Source organism: Serratia sp. K1WW1 (assembly GCF_055790865.1).
In genome coordinates this window covers 3,600,741-3,616,643 of record NZ_CM147697.1, presented here as the reverse complement: position 1 = coordinate 3,616,643, position 15,903 = coordinate 3,600,741, and the positions used below count along the sequence as shown (strand labels likewise).

Annotated in this window: 11 protein-coding genes; 7 read left to right on the top strand and 4 right to left on the bottom strand. The window is 53.6% G+C overall.

The window, feature by feature from the left end:
- Positions 1-144: 144 nt before the first annotated feature.
- Positions 145-414 (bottom strand): DUF1471 family periplasmic protein YahO, encoded by a 270-nt coding sequence (gene yahO / locus ACX9GU_RS16410; RefSeq protein WP_422528849.1) that lies wholly within the window; start codon positions 412-414, stop codon positions 145-147.
- A 590-nt stretch (positions 415-1,004) separates the two neighbouring features.
- Between yahO and ACX9GU_RS16405 the strand changes: the two genes are divergently transcribed.
- Entirely contained in the window at positions 1,005-1,382 is a 378-nt protein-coding gene (locus tag ACX9GU_RS16405) for a hypothetical protein (protein ID WP_473192238.1), read from the top strand.
- A 392-nt stretch (positions 1,383-1,774) separates the two neighbouring features.
- On the opposite strand, the gene ACX9GU_RS16400 is transcribed toward ACX9GU_RS16405, so the two are convergent.
- Together ACX9GU_RS16400 and ACX9GU_RS16395 are read right to left on the bottom strand one after the other, a co-directional pair.
- A complete protein-coding gene (locus tag ACX9GU_RS16400; RefSeq protein ID WP_473192237.1) occupies positions 1,775-3,793 on the bottom strand; it encodes a heparinase II/III domain-containing protein in 2,019 nt (672 codons plus the stop codon).
- Positions 3,794-3,819: 26 nt separating this feature from the next.
- The gene (locus ACX9GU_RS16395; protein WP_473195199.1) at positions 3,820-5,040 is read right to left on the bottom strand and encodes an alginate lyase family protein; all 1,221 of its coding nucleotides are present in this window, start codon (positions 5,038-5,040) and stop codon (positions 3,820-3,822) included.
- 522 nt (positions 5,041-5,562) lie between these two features.
- Here ACX9GU_RS16395 and ACX9GU_RS16390 point away from each other — a divergent pair.
- Genes ACX9GU_RS16390 through ACX9GU_RS16370 form a run of 5 tightly spaced genes read left to right on the top strand, consistent with a single transcriptional unit; the run spans position 5,563 to position 10,895 of the window.
- Positions 5,563-6,855 carry an ABC transporter substrate-binding protein gene (locus tag ACX9GU_RS16390; RefSeq protein WP_473192236.1) on the top strand — a complete coding sequence of 431 codons (1,293 nt, stop codon included), beginning with the start codon at positions 5,563-5,565 and terminating at the stop codon, positions 6,853-6,855.
- A gap of 49 nt (positions 6,856-6,904) precedes the next feature.
- Positions 6,905-7,792 carry a carbohydrate ABC transporter permease gene (locus tag ACX9GU_RS16385; RefSeq protein WP_071680567.1) on the top strand — a complete coding sequence of 296 codons (888 nt, stop codon included), beginning with the start codon at positions 6,905-6,907 and terminating at the stop codon, positions 7,790-7,792.
- Positions 7,793-7,801: 9 nt separating this feature from the next.
- Positions 7,802-8,641 carry a carbohydrate ABC transporter permease gene (locus tag ACX9GU_RS16380; protein WP_473192235.1) on the top strand — a complete coding sequence of 280 codons (840 nt, stop codon included), beginning with the start codon at positions 7,802-7,804 and terminating at the stop codon, positions 8,639-8,641.
- 10 nt (positions 8,642-8,651) lie between these two features.
- Positions 8,652-9,746, top strand: a complete 1,095-nt coding sequence (locus tag ACX9GU_RS16375) for an ABC transporter ATP-binding protein (RefSeq protein ID WP_473192234.1) — start codon at positions 8,652-8,654, stop codon at positions 9,744-9,746.
- A 12-nt stretch (positions 9,747-9,758) separates the two neighbouring features.
- Complete coding sequence (locus ACX9GU_RS16370) at positions 9,759-10,895, top strand: alginate lyase family protein (protein WP_473192233.1); 1,137 nt, start codon at positions 9,759-9,761, stop codon at positions 10,893-10,895.
- 375 nt (positions 10,896-11,270) lie between these two features.
- Here ACX9GU_RS16370 and ynfF read toward each other — a convergent pair whose 3' ends face one another.
- Positions 11,271-13,709, bottom strand: a complete 2,439-nt coding sequence (ynfF, locus tag ACX9GU_RS16365; protein WP_473192232.1) for a selenate/tellurate reductase subunit YnfF — start codon at positions 13,707-13,709, stop codon at positions 11,271-11,273.
- Positions 13,710-14,766: 1,057 nt separating this feature from the next.
- Here ynfF and hybO point away from each other — a divergent pair.
- Positions 14,767-15,900, top strand: a complete 1,134-nt coding sequence (gene hybO, locus ACX9GU_RS16360) for a hydrogenase 2 small subunit (RefSeq protein WP_447888723.1) — start codon at positions 14,767-14,769, stop codon at positions 15,898-15,900.
- Positions 15,901-15,903 lie beyond the last annotated feature (3 nt).

Sequence of the window (15,903 nt, the reverse complement as noted above, 5' to 3'; positions counted from 1 at the left end):
ATAAGATTATCAGGTTGATACTAGCTATACCGGAACCAGCCCACTCTCGAAGAGGGGGCATCAGAATGAGCGTAAAAAAATTGCCCTTGAAGAGGTCAGGGCAATTTTCGTTGCGGGATGGCTAACGCTAACTCAATAGCAAGGCTACTTTTTCTTGTAGACTTCCGCCGTACCATGGACTTTGTTATCCGTGTTAGCCGAGGTCAACACATAAATATCCCCACCTTTTTCATCCGCTTTTTTGGCAAGCTCCTCTTTTGCATCAGCTTGCGAGGTTTCGCCAGAGGTGGAAATACTGCCGACGTGAACATATTGATCTTTCACCTTTTCGAAATCTACTTTTGCCATCAATTCTGCGGCGACTGTACTGAAGGCGAATGTGCTTGCGAAAAGAGCCAGTATCAGTTTCTTCATGGTTTGTTTCCTTGTGACTAGTTGAGTGCATGATTTCAAATAAAACCGTATTAATGCGAGGGATTAAAAGTGGTTATGATCAGGCTAAAGCAACTGCAAAAGGTACTTTTCAGGTGAAAGGCTTCAATGGTAAAGCCCCTGCCACCAAGTATAGACGAATAAATGACGAGAGCTCTAAATCGGTCTTGACGTGAGTACAACGTGAGGGGGAGGTAAAACTTGTCATGGTAAGCCTCTGCAGCGTACCCCCTGACTCGGGTGGCGGCAGGGGGAGGAGTGAGCAGAGCAACTCTCGGAGAAGAACGGTCCGTTGTCGAAAACATTATTTTTAAGCTTAAATGAATAAATAAAAGGTCCACATAATACCATCTGTGGGCTTTGATTTATTTTCAAGGTAAAACGCTTTCTCCAAAGTTGAGCAATAAACCTGAAAGGTAAGTAAATCAGAGGGATGTGATGCGTATAAGTGATTTTATATTTATACATATTACTTGATTCACCAATAAATGATGTATTGCATATTAAATTACGCTGGGTTAATAATAATTTCTAGCGAGCTTGGTTTATATTAATTAACAAAGGAGCTGTCTATGAGAGTTATTGATAATGCTATGCTTAATCAAATTTCTGGCGGTCGAGGGAACAATGGTGGTGATCGGTCGGATAACGGCGGTCGTAATAACAACAAGGGAAGAGGCGCGTCCACTAACTATGGCGGGCAGGCCAATGGCTTTGTCGGCAATTCATCTCCCGGTATGGATGCCAATTGTGTCGGTAGTCTTGCCTCTGGCGCTTTCGCGGGGGCGATTGGCGGTTCGCGAGGTGGCCTTGGCGGTGCAGCTGCAGGTGCTGCTCTCGGTGCCTTGGGCGGGATTAATGGTTGTGTCAATACAGGTAATGGCGGTGGTGGCGGAACGGGTAGCAATAACAGCTGTGGTGGGAGTTCAGGTAACAGTTGTAGTAGGTAATGTTACTCATGGCTAAAAATTAATACCGGCATGTTACATATCGCATCACCTAAACCGAGGGTTATATAATGATGATAAAATCAACTTTTTTATATAGCATATGGATTTTTGTTCTTGTGCTTTTCATTATTAACCCTCTGTTTTATTGCGTTGGCATTTTAGCTGTTTCTGTTATCGAACTCCCTTCATGGCTTACTAAGGCAATCCTTATTTTCGTCATACCTTTAGGTTGCTACCGTTTGGTCGATCTGGTTTACAACGCGGTGCGTAAGATAGTGGCCAGAATGTCGAAAGAAAAATGATTGCCAGCCTAATCAAGGCAAAAGATTGGCCCCATAACGGTTAATCAGTTTGGGGCCAACCTTGGCGTGGTTTTGATGGTTAAATCGCAGTCATACCGCACCTTGCGTTGTATGCCATTGCGGTAGGGAGTCGCTACCGTCGCTCACCTCCACCGTCAGCATTAATTCTCCGCGCCGCAGTTGAATACGCAGACCACCGTTGTCCCGGCAGATATGCATATCGGTTATTGGCTGCCGATCGTCAAAATCCCATACGCCAATAAACTCCGCCTGCGGTTGATGGCTGCGCAATGTCAGATAGCTTAAATCGGTCACCGCCGGGTTGGCAGGCGCATAGCCTTGCCACAACATCGCATCACCATGCAGCCACAGCGCCTGCCCTTTACGGGAAGTGGCAAAATGGCGCGGCTGGCTGTTGAACAACGGTGTTACCAGGGCATCGTGCATTACCGTTAGCGGCCCCTGCTGGCTGAAGGGGGCTTTTTCGCCCACCGCATCCAGCGCTTTACCTTGCAGATGCAGCGTCCAATCGAGCTGCTGGTGATGCGGATTGGCGATAGTGCTGATATCAATCAGCGCCCCCGGCAGCCACAGAAAACGGCGGCGGAAACAAATATCGCGATAGGCCTGGCTATCCCATTCCACCCGGGTATGGCTATCCAACTCCGGCGGGCTTTGCTGCCAATCGACCTCCACATCCAGCCAGCAAAAAGACTCGCTCTGATGATAATGCCGCACCTGCGGGATCGCTGGCGGTTGATTAGCCTGATTGACCGTCAGCGTATTATGGGTGGCGCTGTTTTTATAGTAGGCGTAGTGCATCCGTGCACCATAACCGGTGGTGCCGAGATCGGGCAAAATCTCCTTACCCTGGTCGAACAAAATCAGGCTCAGGCGATCGTAGTGATCGTGTTCGCCGCCATAGGGCGTGTGTTTCACCAGCAATGCCCGCCGTTGTGCCGGATCGCGCCAGATGGTGAGGCCGCAATCTGGCGCGTGCAGATGCTGTTGGGGGATCACGTTGAGCGCTTGTTCTGGCAACTCGGCCCCGTAGAGTAGCGCATCGATATTGGTGCGTGGAGTATCACGGTAGATGGCCTGTAGCGCGGCGGCATACTCTTCTTGCTGATAGCAGGACCAGGCAAATTCGTAGACATTGTGGTGATCGAGGCGTTCCTGGCCATAAATGCAGTCGTTAATGCGTGGAAAACTGCCGTCCGGCATTATCAGTTGCAGTGGGAAACTGAGCATTTTTCGGTAGTAGGGCGCGGCCAGCAGGCTCCAGCGGCTGCCCAGCGCCAGCTTTTCAAACGCCAGAAACCCTTGCAGCGCATAAAAGTGATAATGAATCGAACCCTCGAACCATAACCCTTCAGCGAACAACCCGTGTTCAAGCTGATAGCGCAACCCATAAGGCTGATCGACGGCAAACTCCAGCAGCGCCTCGTCTTGCAGAATAAATCCCAGCACGCCGATGGCGCTACCAATCTTCACCTCATGGTTATGCAACTGCGGCGTGCGGTGCGCCATCAGAAACTCTGCACCGCAGCGCAGCAATCTTTCTTCTATAAAATGACGTTGTTCCTGAGTTAACGCCTCGCAGATAAAGTCATAGCCTAGCGTGAAGTCGAGCAGGCAGTTGGCTTCACACAGGGTTTGGGCGTTCATCTTGCCTGGCCCGTTGTAGGGGATGCCGCCGTGCTCCTGATAGTCTGGATAAAATTGGGCGTAGCGCAGCAAAATATCGCGCACCTTAGCCAGATAGCGTTGTTCACCGGTCAACTGCCACAACAGCCCCAGTTGGCGGCAGGCTTTGGCATTCAGGCCGTTCATCTCGCGCCACCACGCACCATCATAAGGCTCACCGCTAAAGCGCCGCCCGTCTACCGGGCAGCAATGGACCTTGGGTGAGTCGTGCCGCCAGGCTAGCCGTACGCCGTGATCCGGGCAAAAGTAATACAGATTCCAGGTAGCGACGGCGGTAGCTGGCACCTGTAATGGCATATCGAGCACCACGGCGTTCTCCGCCAGCAGATGCTCAATGACCAAAGGTTGCCTGGCCGCACGATCTCGCAACGCAATAAGTTGTTGCGTGGTGAACTGCTTCATTAGCTGTGGATCCTTCTTCCCGGAGCTTAAGGTTTTAATGGGGTAATCAGCGTGGTGATATCGTCGGGATAGCTGGCCATCAGCCACTGTGCCTTTTCACGAAATACCGGGTCTTCCGGCCAGGCGCGGGCGGCGCTGACGATATTGACCAAGGCTTTTTTGTGATCCATTTTGTCGATATCTTTCCACGGCCATGGCGTGTCGCTGTTCACAAACCCGGCAACATAGCTGTAGCCTTTGCGCAGGCTGTGATCGTCCAGGCTGAAGTTCCACACATCAACGCCGGTGACTTCTCCCAGGCGGCCAAGCTTGTTGTAGGCTTCAAGGTTGAAGTTGCTGTAATGCCATGGGCGGGTGCGTTCCAGTTCGGCCATCTGGCGGCCCTGATTATCAAACTGGTTGGCAATGCGCCGCAGTTGGGTGATTTGCAGGCGTTGTTTGGCTTCGGCGAGCTGGCCGCTGAACAGAGCAAATGAGGCGGCCTGTAGGTCAAAGTAGGTGCCGTGGTTGTTATGCCAGTTGTCCTCTTCAAAGCCATTCTGACTGGTCGTCATCCAACGGTAGAAATCGCCGTACCACTGTTTGAGCTGCTGATACTCTTTGTCGCTGATGACATTGGCCGGGCGCAGCAGTTCGATGGCGTCAATCACCTCTACCAGCGCGCGGCTGTCAATCAGGCCAATGCCGCGGCCATCGTTAATCCCCGGAATAGCCTGCGCATATTGCAGGTTCGGATTCATGCGGGTTTGCGGGTTGATAAACCAGTTCACCAGCTGTTCGCGAGCTTTCTGCGCATAGGCCGGGTTTTGGCTGAAGTACCACGCCAACGCCAGATTAGAGACATCGTTGCTCATGGCGACCAGGCGTTTTTTATCGGTGGCATCGCTGTTGGCAGCGGGGTTGGTTTCGCCATCTTTGCGGATATAGGGCAGCCCATCTTTTTTACCTGGGTCTGGCCACCAGTAAGGCGGGAAGCTGTAATAGTCGTGCTTGTCGCCGCTGGCGGCGGTCAGGCTTTTGTCCATGACGGAGTAGAGCGGCTGCTTGAGGGCACGATCGGCAGAGGAGAGCAGCTTGTTATAGGCACCGACAAATGCCGGGGTTTTTGCCGCCAACTGCTGTTGGCTGTACTGCAAGTCATCCAGCTTGACGATCAGCGGGTGCCCCTCGGCGGCAGACGATCCGCCCGTATGGAATAATGCAGCAATCGTTAATGCCAGCAAGGGTAAACGGGGTAATAAAGCCATTTTAATCGGCAGCATGATTTTGTCCGTCCATCTGAGGATAGTGTGATTAATTGTAGGTGTTTAATATTTACCAGCTCAATGTCTGGTTAAGACGATTAAGTATTAAAATGATTTTATAAATTGAAATATTGTTTCAATATGATGATTGCGCAGTGTAAGAGAAGAAGGATATTTTTTTGTGATACGCATCAAATTTAACCTCCTCAGCGTAAATTGAGGTTAAAAACCCGCTATCGATCACGAAAAACCGCCTTTATCAACGTTTTTTGATTTTTTACGCAATACTTAGAGTTTTGTAATTGGTTGTTTTTAAATGACTAATTGTTGGTGTCACTTTTTTAGTCACTTTTCACTGTGATCAATAGCAAATTTTTCAATTTTGAAACACGATTTCTATTTTATGGCGTTGTATTTAAAAAGGGCATTCGATTTAATGGCAGGGCACTCATTTAAAATACCCAATACCCTGGTTCACTCCATTTTCGTGATTATCAAACCTCTTAAAAAAAGGATGTGAATAAAATGTCCGTTAGCAAAATTAAATCCTTATTGTTGTTATCTGCGCTTGGCCTGAGCGTCACACAGGCTTATGCAGCAGAAACGCTTAATATTTGGATCCGTGCCAGTAACGATTCAAAAAATATTTATACTAAAGAGGCCGAAACCTTCGAGAAGAAAACCGGCATCAAGATTGACTATTTCAACGCCACCACCGATTTCGAACAACGCCTGGCCCGTGCCGCTGCTGGGAACGCCTTACCGGATCTGATCTTCAACGATGCGGTCGCCATCGGGCAGTTTATTCAGCTCGGTATCGTTGAGGAGATTGAGCCGAAGAGCATTGCCGGGCATGACAACCTCTATCCCATCGCCTGGGAAAGTACCCGCTATACCGATGGCAAATACTACGGCGTGCCTACCTCTGCGCAGACCTTCGCCCTGTTTGTGCGTAAAGACTGGCGTGAAAAACTGGGGCTGCCACAGCCGAAAACCTGGCAGGACGTGGCCACGCTGGCCAAAGCCTTCACCACACAAGATCCGGATGGCAACGGTAAAAACGATACCTACGGTTTTCTGCTGCCAGCGTCCACCACCCGTGGCTATGCCAGCTGGTTTATGAGTGCATTTCTGTGGCAGGCCGGTGGTGACTTTATCCGTGAGTCGGGGCCGGGCAAATTTAAAGCCTCGCTTGATGAGCCTGCGGCGGCAGAAACCCTGCAGTTTATGCGCAACATGCTGTGCGAAAAAGTCGTGCAGCCGGGTGCCATCAACGCCACTACCGCCGATGTGATCCCTTCGTTCCGTTCCGGCCAGACCGGCATGTTCTTTAGCGGGCCTTACCATATCGCGCTGTTTGATAAAGATCCGGGCAAGGATAACTTTGAAGTGGTCGCCCTGCAGGGACCCCAGAGCGGGGCCACGCTAGCGGAAGGGACCTCGGTGTTCCTGATGAAGAGCAGCCAGAAGAAAGAGGCCGCCCGCCAGTTCATCGAATTTATGATCTCAAAAGAAGGGCAAGAGATCGGCATGGGCAAGGGCAGCAAGAATATGCCGGTGGTGCGCTTGCCGGTGAACCAGCAGGTCGATATCCAATCCGTGTACGACGATGCTCGCTGGGCCACCTTTGCCAAATTGTATACCGACCAGGGCCGCTATGTGCCGCAGGTGCCGAACTGGACGCCAATCCGCCAGATCACTGCCGATGGCTTTAACCGCATCCTGGCGGACTGCAACAGCGATATCGCTGCAGAGCTGAAATCCAGCAACGACAAGGTCAACGCCGAACTGGCCAAACAGCAAGTGCTGGCTGAGTGATCCTCCTGGGCACCGCGGTGGTGTGGTGCCTTGTTAATCCTAAAGAGCGATGATAACGATGTTAACTTCCCGCCAGAAACGGAACCTGGTGCCGTGGATCTTCCTGGCCCCGGCCCTGATCATTTTTACCTGGTTCAAGTTCATTCCAATGCTGCAAGGCCTGGTGATGAGTTTCTACAAGGTGAACTTTAATCAACAAAACGAGTGGGTCGGGTTTGCCAACTTCTCCCGCGCCTTTGCGGATGCCGAACTGCATGCGGCAGTGTTCAATACCTTCCTCTATGTCATCGTAACGATGGTGGTGGCGGCGGTGTTGGCTTTCTTCCTGGCCATGTTGCTTGAAGGCCCGGCGCGCCACTTGCGTTTTATCCGTACCGCTATCTTCCTGCCGGCGGTCACCAGTGCGGCCATCGTCGCTGAAATGTGGCGCATCCTGTTCAACCCGACCCCCAACGGCGTGATGAACCAGGTGTTGAGCTGGTTTGGCGTGGCCGATCAGGGGTTCCTGGCGAGTTCCGATCAGGCGCTGTGGGTGATCATGCTGCTGCATATCTGGAAGGCGATCCCCTACAACATGGTGATCTTCATCGCTGGATTGGCCGGTATCAGCCGCGATTTGTATGACGCCTCCAATGTTGACGGTGCCAACTGGTGGAACCGCCTGCGCTATGTGACCTTGCCAGGCATGATCCCGGCGCTTTCCGTGGTGTTGATGCTCTCCTTTATCCGTGGGTTCCGCGTGTTTGCCGAAGTGTATGCCACCACCGGCGGCGGGCCTTCCAACTCCACCGAAATGATCATGACGCACATCTACAAGCTCGGTTTTGAGCAGTTTGATTACGGCTATGCCTCGGCGGTGTCGTTCCTGTTGTTCACCTTCACCGTGCTGTTGACCATCTGTCATCTCACGCTGAAAAAACGCATCGCACGTTATTAAGGAGCCCTCATGTCAGGTAAACGTTGGGATACCTTTGGCCGCTGGATGATTTACGCCCTGCTGCTGGTGGTATTTGTCGGCCCGTTCTGGGGCATTGTGGCCACCGCGTTCAGCGGTGCACCGGTCAAACCGGGGGAGCTGCTGGCGTGGCCGAATCAGTTTTCGCTGGAAAACTTTATCTTTGCCTGGAACGACATTGGCGTTTGGCAATACCTGTTGAACTCGATGGTGGTGGTGTTCTTTGGCACCATTTTGCAAGTGTCGGTCAGCGCGTTGGCAGCCTATGCGCTGGCACGTAAGAAGTTCGTTGGCGTGTCGCTGGTCAGCCTGGTGATCCTTTCCACCATGATGCTGCCGGAAGAGGTGATCGCCATTCCGCTGTATATGATCATCAACTGGAAGCTGCCGCTGATCGACGCTTCGCTCTACAACACCTATCTCGGCATGATCATGCCGGTGGTGGGCTGGGCGTTCTCTATCTTTGTGCTTAGCGAGTTTATGGCCGCCATCCCCAAAGAGCTGGAGGAGGCGGCGCGCATCGACGGGGCCAACGAATGGCAGATTTTCTTCCACGTGATTTTACCGCTGGTGAAACCGGCACTGGGGACGGTGGTGACCTTCGGCTTCATCATGATCTGGGACCAGTATCTGCTGCCGCTGATCGTCATCAACCGCGACAGCCTGAACACCATCCCGGTGATCCTCGGCACGCTGCGCACCGACGAGAGCATCACCCCGAATATCTTTATTGCCATCACCTTACTGGCGATGCTGCCTAGCATCATCGTTTATCTCGGCCTGCAAAAACATTTCAACCGCGGGATTATGTCCGGCGCGGTAAAAGGATAAGGAGCGACCTATGGGTTCCGTGGTACTGAATAATGTCTGTAAATCTTATGGCGATGTGCACGTCATCAAAGACGTCTCTCTGACTATCCCGGAAGGCGAGTTTTGCGTGTTGGTAGGCCCTAGCGGATGCGGCAAATCGACGCTGTTGCGGATGATTGCCGGGCTGGAGGAGATCACCGGCGGTACGGTGGCGATAAATGAAAAGGACGTCACCGACGTAGAGCCCAAACTGCGGGATATTGCGATGGTGTTCCAGAGCTACGCGCTCTACCCGCAGATGTCGGTGCGGGAAAACATGGGCTTCGCGCTGAAAATGGCCAAACTGCCGAAAGCGGAGATTAACCGCAAGGTCGAAGATGCAGCGGAATTGCTTGGGCTTGGAGTATTGCTGGATCGGTTACCGAAGGATCTCTCCGGTGGTCAGCGCCAGCGGGTGGCGATGGGGCGGGCTATTGTGCGTAACCCACAGGTATTCCTGTTCGATGAGCCGCTCTCTAACCTGGATGCCAAACTGCGTACCCAGGTGCGTGGTGAGATCCGTGAGCTGCACCGCCGCCTGAAAACCACCTCGGTTTACGTCACCCACGATCAGATCGAGGCGATGACCATGGGGCAGATGATTGTGGTGCTGCGCGATGGGCGCATTGAGCAGGTTGGCACACCGCTGGAGCTGTACGATCGTCCGGCTAACCTGTTTGTGGCCGGGTTTATTGGTTCGCCGGAAATCAATCAGTTAAAGGGTGAAATTGTGATAGCGGGCGATGAAACTCTGTTGCGTCTGGCGGATGATTCGCATCTGCGCCTGCCTGCGGGCTTGCAGGTACAGGCAGGGCAAAAGGTGGTGTACGCCATTCGCCCAGAGCAGGTTAACGTGGTGGGCGAGAGCGAGCAGCACGGGGCGTTGCAGGCGACCATTACCGTCATCGAAAATACTGGCTCGGATATGCAGTTGTTTTGCGACACCGGCGGCGGTGCCTTCACTTCGGTGTTCAAGCAGCGTCTTGATGTGCAGGAAGGGGAGACGGTCTGGCTACAGCCGAAGCTCGCCGGGATCCATATTTTTGACGCCGCAAGCGGGCTGCGCGTGCCTTACCGTGCCAGTTAACAGGAGGGATGGATGAAGCTGTATACCCTGGACATCGGCTGCCTGGAGAGTGCTCAACGTCGGTTGCAGCAGCCTTTTTCGCCGCTACAGGCTGCCTTGAGCCAACTGGTGAGCGATGCCGACAAGCTGCGCAGGCAGCCGCTGGAAACGGTGGTCAACAAAAAGCTGCGGCCAGTCAGCGGCGATCCTCATGACTATTACAGCCTGGGCACTTACTGGTGGCCGAACCCACGGCGGCCCAACGGGTTGCCCTATATTCGGCGTGATGGGCATACCAATCCGCAGTGTCAGAATAATGATACCGACACCACGCGGATCATCCGCATGTGCGAGCGCTGTTTGACCCTGGGGTTGGCTTGGTACTTCACCGGCCAGCGCAACTATGCGCTGGCTGCCGCCGAACAGATCCGCTGCTGGTTTCTCAATGGCGAAACCCTGATGAACCCGCACCTGAACTACGGCCAGGCGATACCGGGGATTGTTTCTGGGCGTGGCACGGGGCTTATCGACACGCGGCTGATGTGGATGGTGATCGACACCATTGGCCTGATCAGCCCGGCGGGCGTGCTGGATACCGACGATATTATTGGGCTGCATCAGTGGTTCCGGGATTTTAACCACTGGATGTACCACAGCGAGGTCGGGCATTCCGAGTACGTGTGGCACAACAATCACGGCACCTGGTATGACGCACAGCGCACGGTGAACGCGCTGTTTTATGGTGACAAAGGGCTGGTGGCGCGGATTATCCAGCAGGGCATCACCCAGCGGATGGCGGCGCAGATCGACCAGGATGGCAAGCAGACCATGGAGCTGGAGCGGCCGGTGCCGTTCCACTATTCGCTCTTTAACCTGGAAGCCCATCTGTTGCTGAACCGTTATGCCGAGCATGTGGAGTTCGATCGCTGGAACGAGGTGCGTGACGGTAGGAGCGTCAAGCTGGGGATCGACTATCTGGTGCCGTTTATCGCCGATCCGGAACTTTGGCCGTACAGCGATTTGCAGGGGATTGTCTGGGATAGCGCGCTGCGGCTGCTGCTGCAATCGATCCGTGGTTACCCGCAGGATGCACCACGCTATAAAGCGGTGCTGGAGAATTTCCCGGAAGAAACGCTCGGTTTACGCGAACGGCTGATGTGGTGTTGTTAGCCGATTTTTTAATTCAGGAGTTGCTGTTTTCCCTCACCCCAACCCTCTCCCACAGGGAGAGGGAGCTGATAGCTCCTGCTCGTTTGGCAATAAAGCGATAATCTCAACAAACGCGTTCGCCCCCTCAGCCAAGGTGAGCCATTATAATTCCAAAACACACTCGATCAGTCCCTATTCCACAGGGAGAGGGAGCTGATAGCTCCTGCTCGTTTGGCAATAAAGCGATAATCTCAACAAACGCGTTCGCCCCCTCAGCCAAGGTGAGTCACTATAATTTCAAACACACTCGATCGGTCCCCTCTCCCTGTGGGAGAGGGTTAGGGTGAGGGGCCATCACAAGGCCGAACAGGTTTCTGCAACCAGCCCCAAACCCACCTACAGCTTCACAATCTGCACCAGATTGGTGTGTTGCGGGTTGCCCTTGGCCAACGGGGAAGGGCGATGGTGGGTCAGAATATTCACGCTGCCGCCGTGATCGACCTTATCACCAAACATATCCGCCGCCAGCCAGGCACCTTGGCCCATCGCCGTGACGCCGGGCATAATGCGTGGCGTTACCTTCGCCTGGATCTGCGTTTCGCCCCGACCATTAAAGACCTTCACCCGATCGCCGTTCTTGATGCCGCGCGCCTGCGCATCCAGCGTGTTGATCCACACCTCCTGCGGGCAGGCCTGTTGCAACACGTCAATGTTGCCGTAGCTGGAGTGGGTTCTGGCCTTGTAGTGGTAACCAAATAGCTGTAGCGGGTATTGGCTGCTCAGCGGATCTTCCCAACCTTCGAATCCGGCGGCATAGACCGGTAACGGGTGGATCACATCTTCTGGCGCCAACTCCCAGGTGGCAGCGATCTCCGCCAGCTGTTCGGAATAAATTTCAATCTTGCCCGATGGCGTTTTCAGCGGGTTGGCCTGCGGATCTTCTCTGAACTCCTTGAAGGCCACCACGTGCTCTTCCGGGCATTTGCGCTTATAAATACCGGCGCTTTTCATCTCTTGATAGCTTGGCATCTCCGGGTTGCGTTCGCGGGTTTTCTCACACAGGTATTCAATCCACTGCTGTTGGTTGCGTCCTTCGGTGAAGGTCGCTTCAGCCTGTGGCCCAACCCGTTTGGCCACCTCGGAAAGGATCTCGTAAATCGGGCGGCGTTCAAACTTGCGAGTGGTGGCGGGCTGGCCCAGGATCACGTAGCCCATATTGCCCGCGGACTCATGAGAGATCAGGTCTTCCTGCTCGGTTGGCATCAGATCGGGCAGCAGGATGTCGCAGTATTTGGCCGAAGAGGTCATAAAGTGCTCGATGCCGACGATCATTTCACATTTGCTGTCGTCTTGCAGGATCTGGTGGGTACGGCTGATATCGCCATGCTGGTTGATCAGCGTATTGCTGGCATAGCACCAGATAAACTTGATCGGCACGTCCAGCTTGTCTTTGCCACGGATGCCGTCACGCTTGGCGGTCATTTCAGGGCCGCGCAGGATGGCGTCGGTCCAGGTAAACACCGAAATCTTGGTCTGTACCGGGTTGGTCAGCATGTCGAACCATTCCACGCCCAGATCGAAGCTGCCTTCGCGGCAGCCGGTATTACCGCCGTTGATACCGACGTTACCGGTGAGGATCGGTAACATGGCTATGGCCCTGGCGGTTTGTTCACCGTTGGCGTGACGCTGTGGCCCCCAGCCCTGGCAGATATAGGCCGGTTTGGTCATGCCGATTTCGCGGGCCAGTTGGATAATGGTGTTGGCCGGTATCCCGGTGATACGAGCCGCCCACTCTGGCGTTTTGGCGATTCCATCGTCACCTTGGCCGAGGATATAGGCTTTGTAATGGCCGTTTTTTGGCGCACTGCTGGGCAGAGTGGTTTCATCATAGCCTACGCAGTATTTATCCAGGAACGGCTGGTCCACCAGGTTTTCGCTGATCAACACGTGGGCGATGCCCGCAACCAACGCAGCATCGGTGCCCGGGCGGATCGGCACCCACTGATCTTCACGGCCACCGGCGGTATCGGTATAGCGCGGATCGATGACAATCATCTTGGCATTAGAGATTGCTCTGGCTTGCTCCAGATAATAGGTCACGCCACCACCGCTCATGCGGGTTTCCGCCGGATTATTGCCAAACAGCACCACCAGCTTGCTGTTGGCGATATCATCCGGGCTGTTGCCCTGCTGTGCGCCGTACAGATAGGGCATGGCGGCGGTGATCTGCGCGGTGCTGTAGCTGCCATAGCGGCTGAGGAAGCCGCCACAGGAGTTCATCAGGCGATAAGGCACGTTGGAGTTGGTGATATTGCCGCCGTCGACCCCGGTACCGTACAGCACGTGCACCGCTTCATTACCGTATTGCGCCAGGGTGTGCTTCAACTGGCCGCTGATGGTATCCAGCGCTTCTTCCCAACTGATGCGTTTGAATTTGCCTTCGCCGCGTTTGCCGACGCGTTTCATCGGGTATTTCAGCCGGTCCGGGTGGTTCATACGGCGGCGGATAGAGCGCCCGCGCAGGCAGGCCCGCACCTGATGGTTGCCATAATGGTCGTTGCCGGTGTTGTCGGTTTCCACCCAGTATACTTCGTCATCCCGCACGTGCAGGCGCAGCGCACAGCGGCTGCCGCAGTTTACGGTGCAAGAACTCCAGACCACTTTGTCTTCCGGCAGTGGGGCATTTGGCAACGGCTCGGCGGCAGCGATTTTATGGAAGGGCAGCACCAGCCCCGAAGTGGCGGCCAGTAAACAGCCGGTAGCCGAGCCGGTTTTGATTAGCTTACGACGGCTGAACGGGTGATGAAGCAGGTCCGGGTTGTGGTTATCGTTCATGATAGTGCTCCCTGTGCTGGCCTATTTTCGGTGCCGATAACGCCTGATGTCTGGTTTGCTATTAACACATGATGTTTCTTGGCAAGACGTTTTAAGCCAGGCAACCGTGGCGTGATATATTAAAAGTGCTAACCTGTAGCGAATAAAGCCGTCTGCATTAATGAAGTTGCATTGGTAATATTAGCCATGCAAAGTTATCTCTCAGCTTGATAATTAGATTACCTCTTAATAAGTATACTCGTGCGCGGGGCAGATGAAGTTTGCTTGAGGTCAAGTTTTAGCTTTTCGTAAGCGAATAAAGCGGGTGGGTTGCATTTTTTTCAAAACAGCAAGCGCTATGTTCAGTCCAAGGACTCAATCTATAGCACATTTGGTTGGCAGGATTAGGGGAGGTTGATGATTTAAATCCAGCGTCGATACAATATTGTTATGGTCTCGTGCAACATAAGCCCCCCGGTACGCGCGAGTCAGAGGGATTAGCAAAGTCATTCATTGACTAATTCACGATGGATTGCATGATGACCAATCCCCGCCAGCCGTCGCAGTAGTAGGAAAAACCCGGTAAAAGGTCGACATCCCGCAACACCGTTACCAAGCAAGGCCCCGCTGATGACTCTGCAATAAAATTATAAACTAAAACGGCATATTACGTGTTTTCCTGCCCCGGGCTTTCCTATACTCATCACGCTTGATTGTGTCGTAAAGCTTATGCTGAGGCAGGGGGGATATTAATTGTTACAAAACGATGCATGTGAATACATTATTATTCTTGTTGTTTGCTTGGCGACTTATTTAACGGGGTTAGGATTTTTAATTTAAAAGGCAATGAGAGTTATTGTTATTTAAATACGTGCGCGAATAAATCCAGCCAGATAAATATGCAAGAAAAATATTTTTTGCTGAAGCGATTTTTCTCATGTTACGCAAATATTAACTGTTACCTCAGCAAAGGTTGATAAAGATCAACTCAGGGTAGCCAGAAAATAACAATATATTAACCACCCGCATACTGTGTTTACGGGCTTGCATGTCGGTCATCAACAGGGGATAGATAATAATGATAAGGGAAAATCAAACATTTTTCCGGGATGGCGTGAATCGCCGCGATTTTATGAAGTTATGTGCGGCACTGGCCGCCACCATGGGGCTCAGCACCAAAGCCGCCGCCGAAATAGCCGACTCGGTAGGTTCGCCACAGCGGCCACCGGTCATCTGGATCGGGGCTCAGGAATGTACCGGCTGTACGGAGTCCTTGTTACGGGCCACTCACCCAACGATCGAGAACCTGTTGCTTGACGTGGTTTCCATGGAATACCACGAAGTCCTCTCTGCTGCGTTCGGTGAACAGGCGGAAGAAAACAAGCACCGTGCGATTGAGCAATACAAAGGGAAATACGTGCTGGTGGTCGACGGCTCCATTCCGATGAAGGATGGCGGCGTCTACTGCATGGTGGCCGGTAAGCCGATCGTTGAGCATATCCGTAATGCGGCAGAGCACGCCGCTGCGGTGATCGCTATCGGCTCCTGTGCCGCTTGGGGCGGCGTCGCGGCCAGCGGACCTAACCCGACCGGCGCGGTCAGCCTGCAGGATATTTTACCCGGCAAAACCGTCATCAACATCCCCGGCTGCCCGCCCAACCCGCACAACTTCCTGGCGACGGTGGCCCATATCATCACCTACCAACGGCCACCGGCGCTGGATGCGAAAAATCGCCCCGAGTTCGCCTATGCCCGCCTGATCCACGAAAACTGCGAGCGTCGTCCGCACTTTGACGCCGGGCGTTTCGCCAAACAGTTTGGTGATGAAGGCCATCGGCAGGGCTGGTGCCTGTATCACCTTGGCTGCAAGGGGCCAGAAACCTACGGTAACTGCTCAACGCTGGAGTTCTGCGACGTGGGCGGTGGCATCTGGCCAGTCGGGATCGGCCACCCCTGCTACGGCTGTAACGAGGAGGGTATCGGTTTTACCAAAGGGATCGCCCAGTTGGCCAGCGTCGAAAATCCTACCCCACGAAACGCCAAACCCGAGGTGCTCAGTCCGGAAGGGGGCCACGTCAGCCCAACGGCGATGGGATTGCTTGGCGGCGTGGTTGGCCTGGTTGCCGGTGTCAGCCTGATGGCGGTGAAAGAGCTGGGGCGGCAGCAGAAAACGCAGCGTAAAGACGACGAGCAGCCGCCAAGCAAGGAGTAAGCC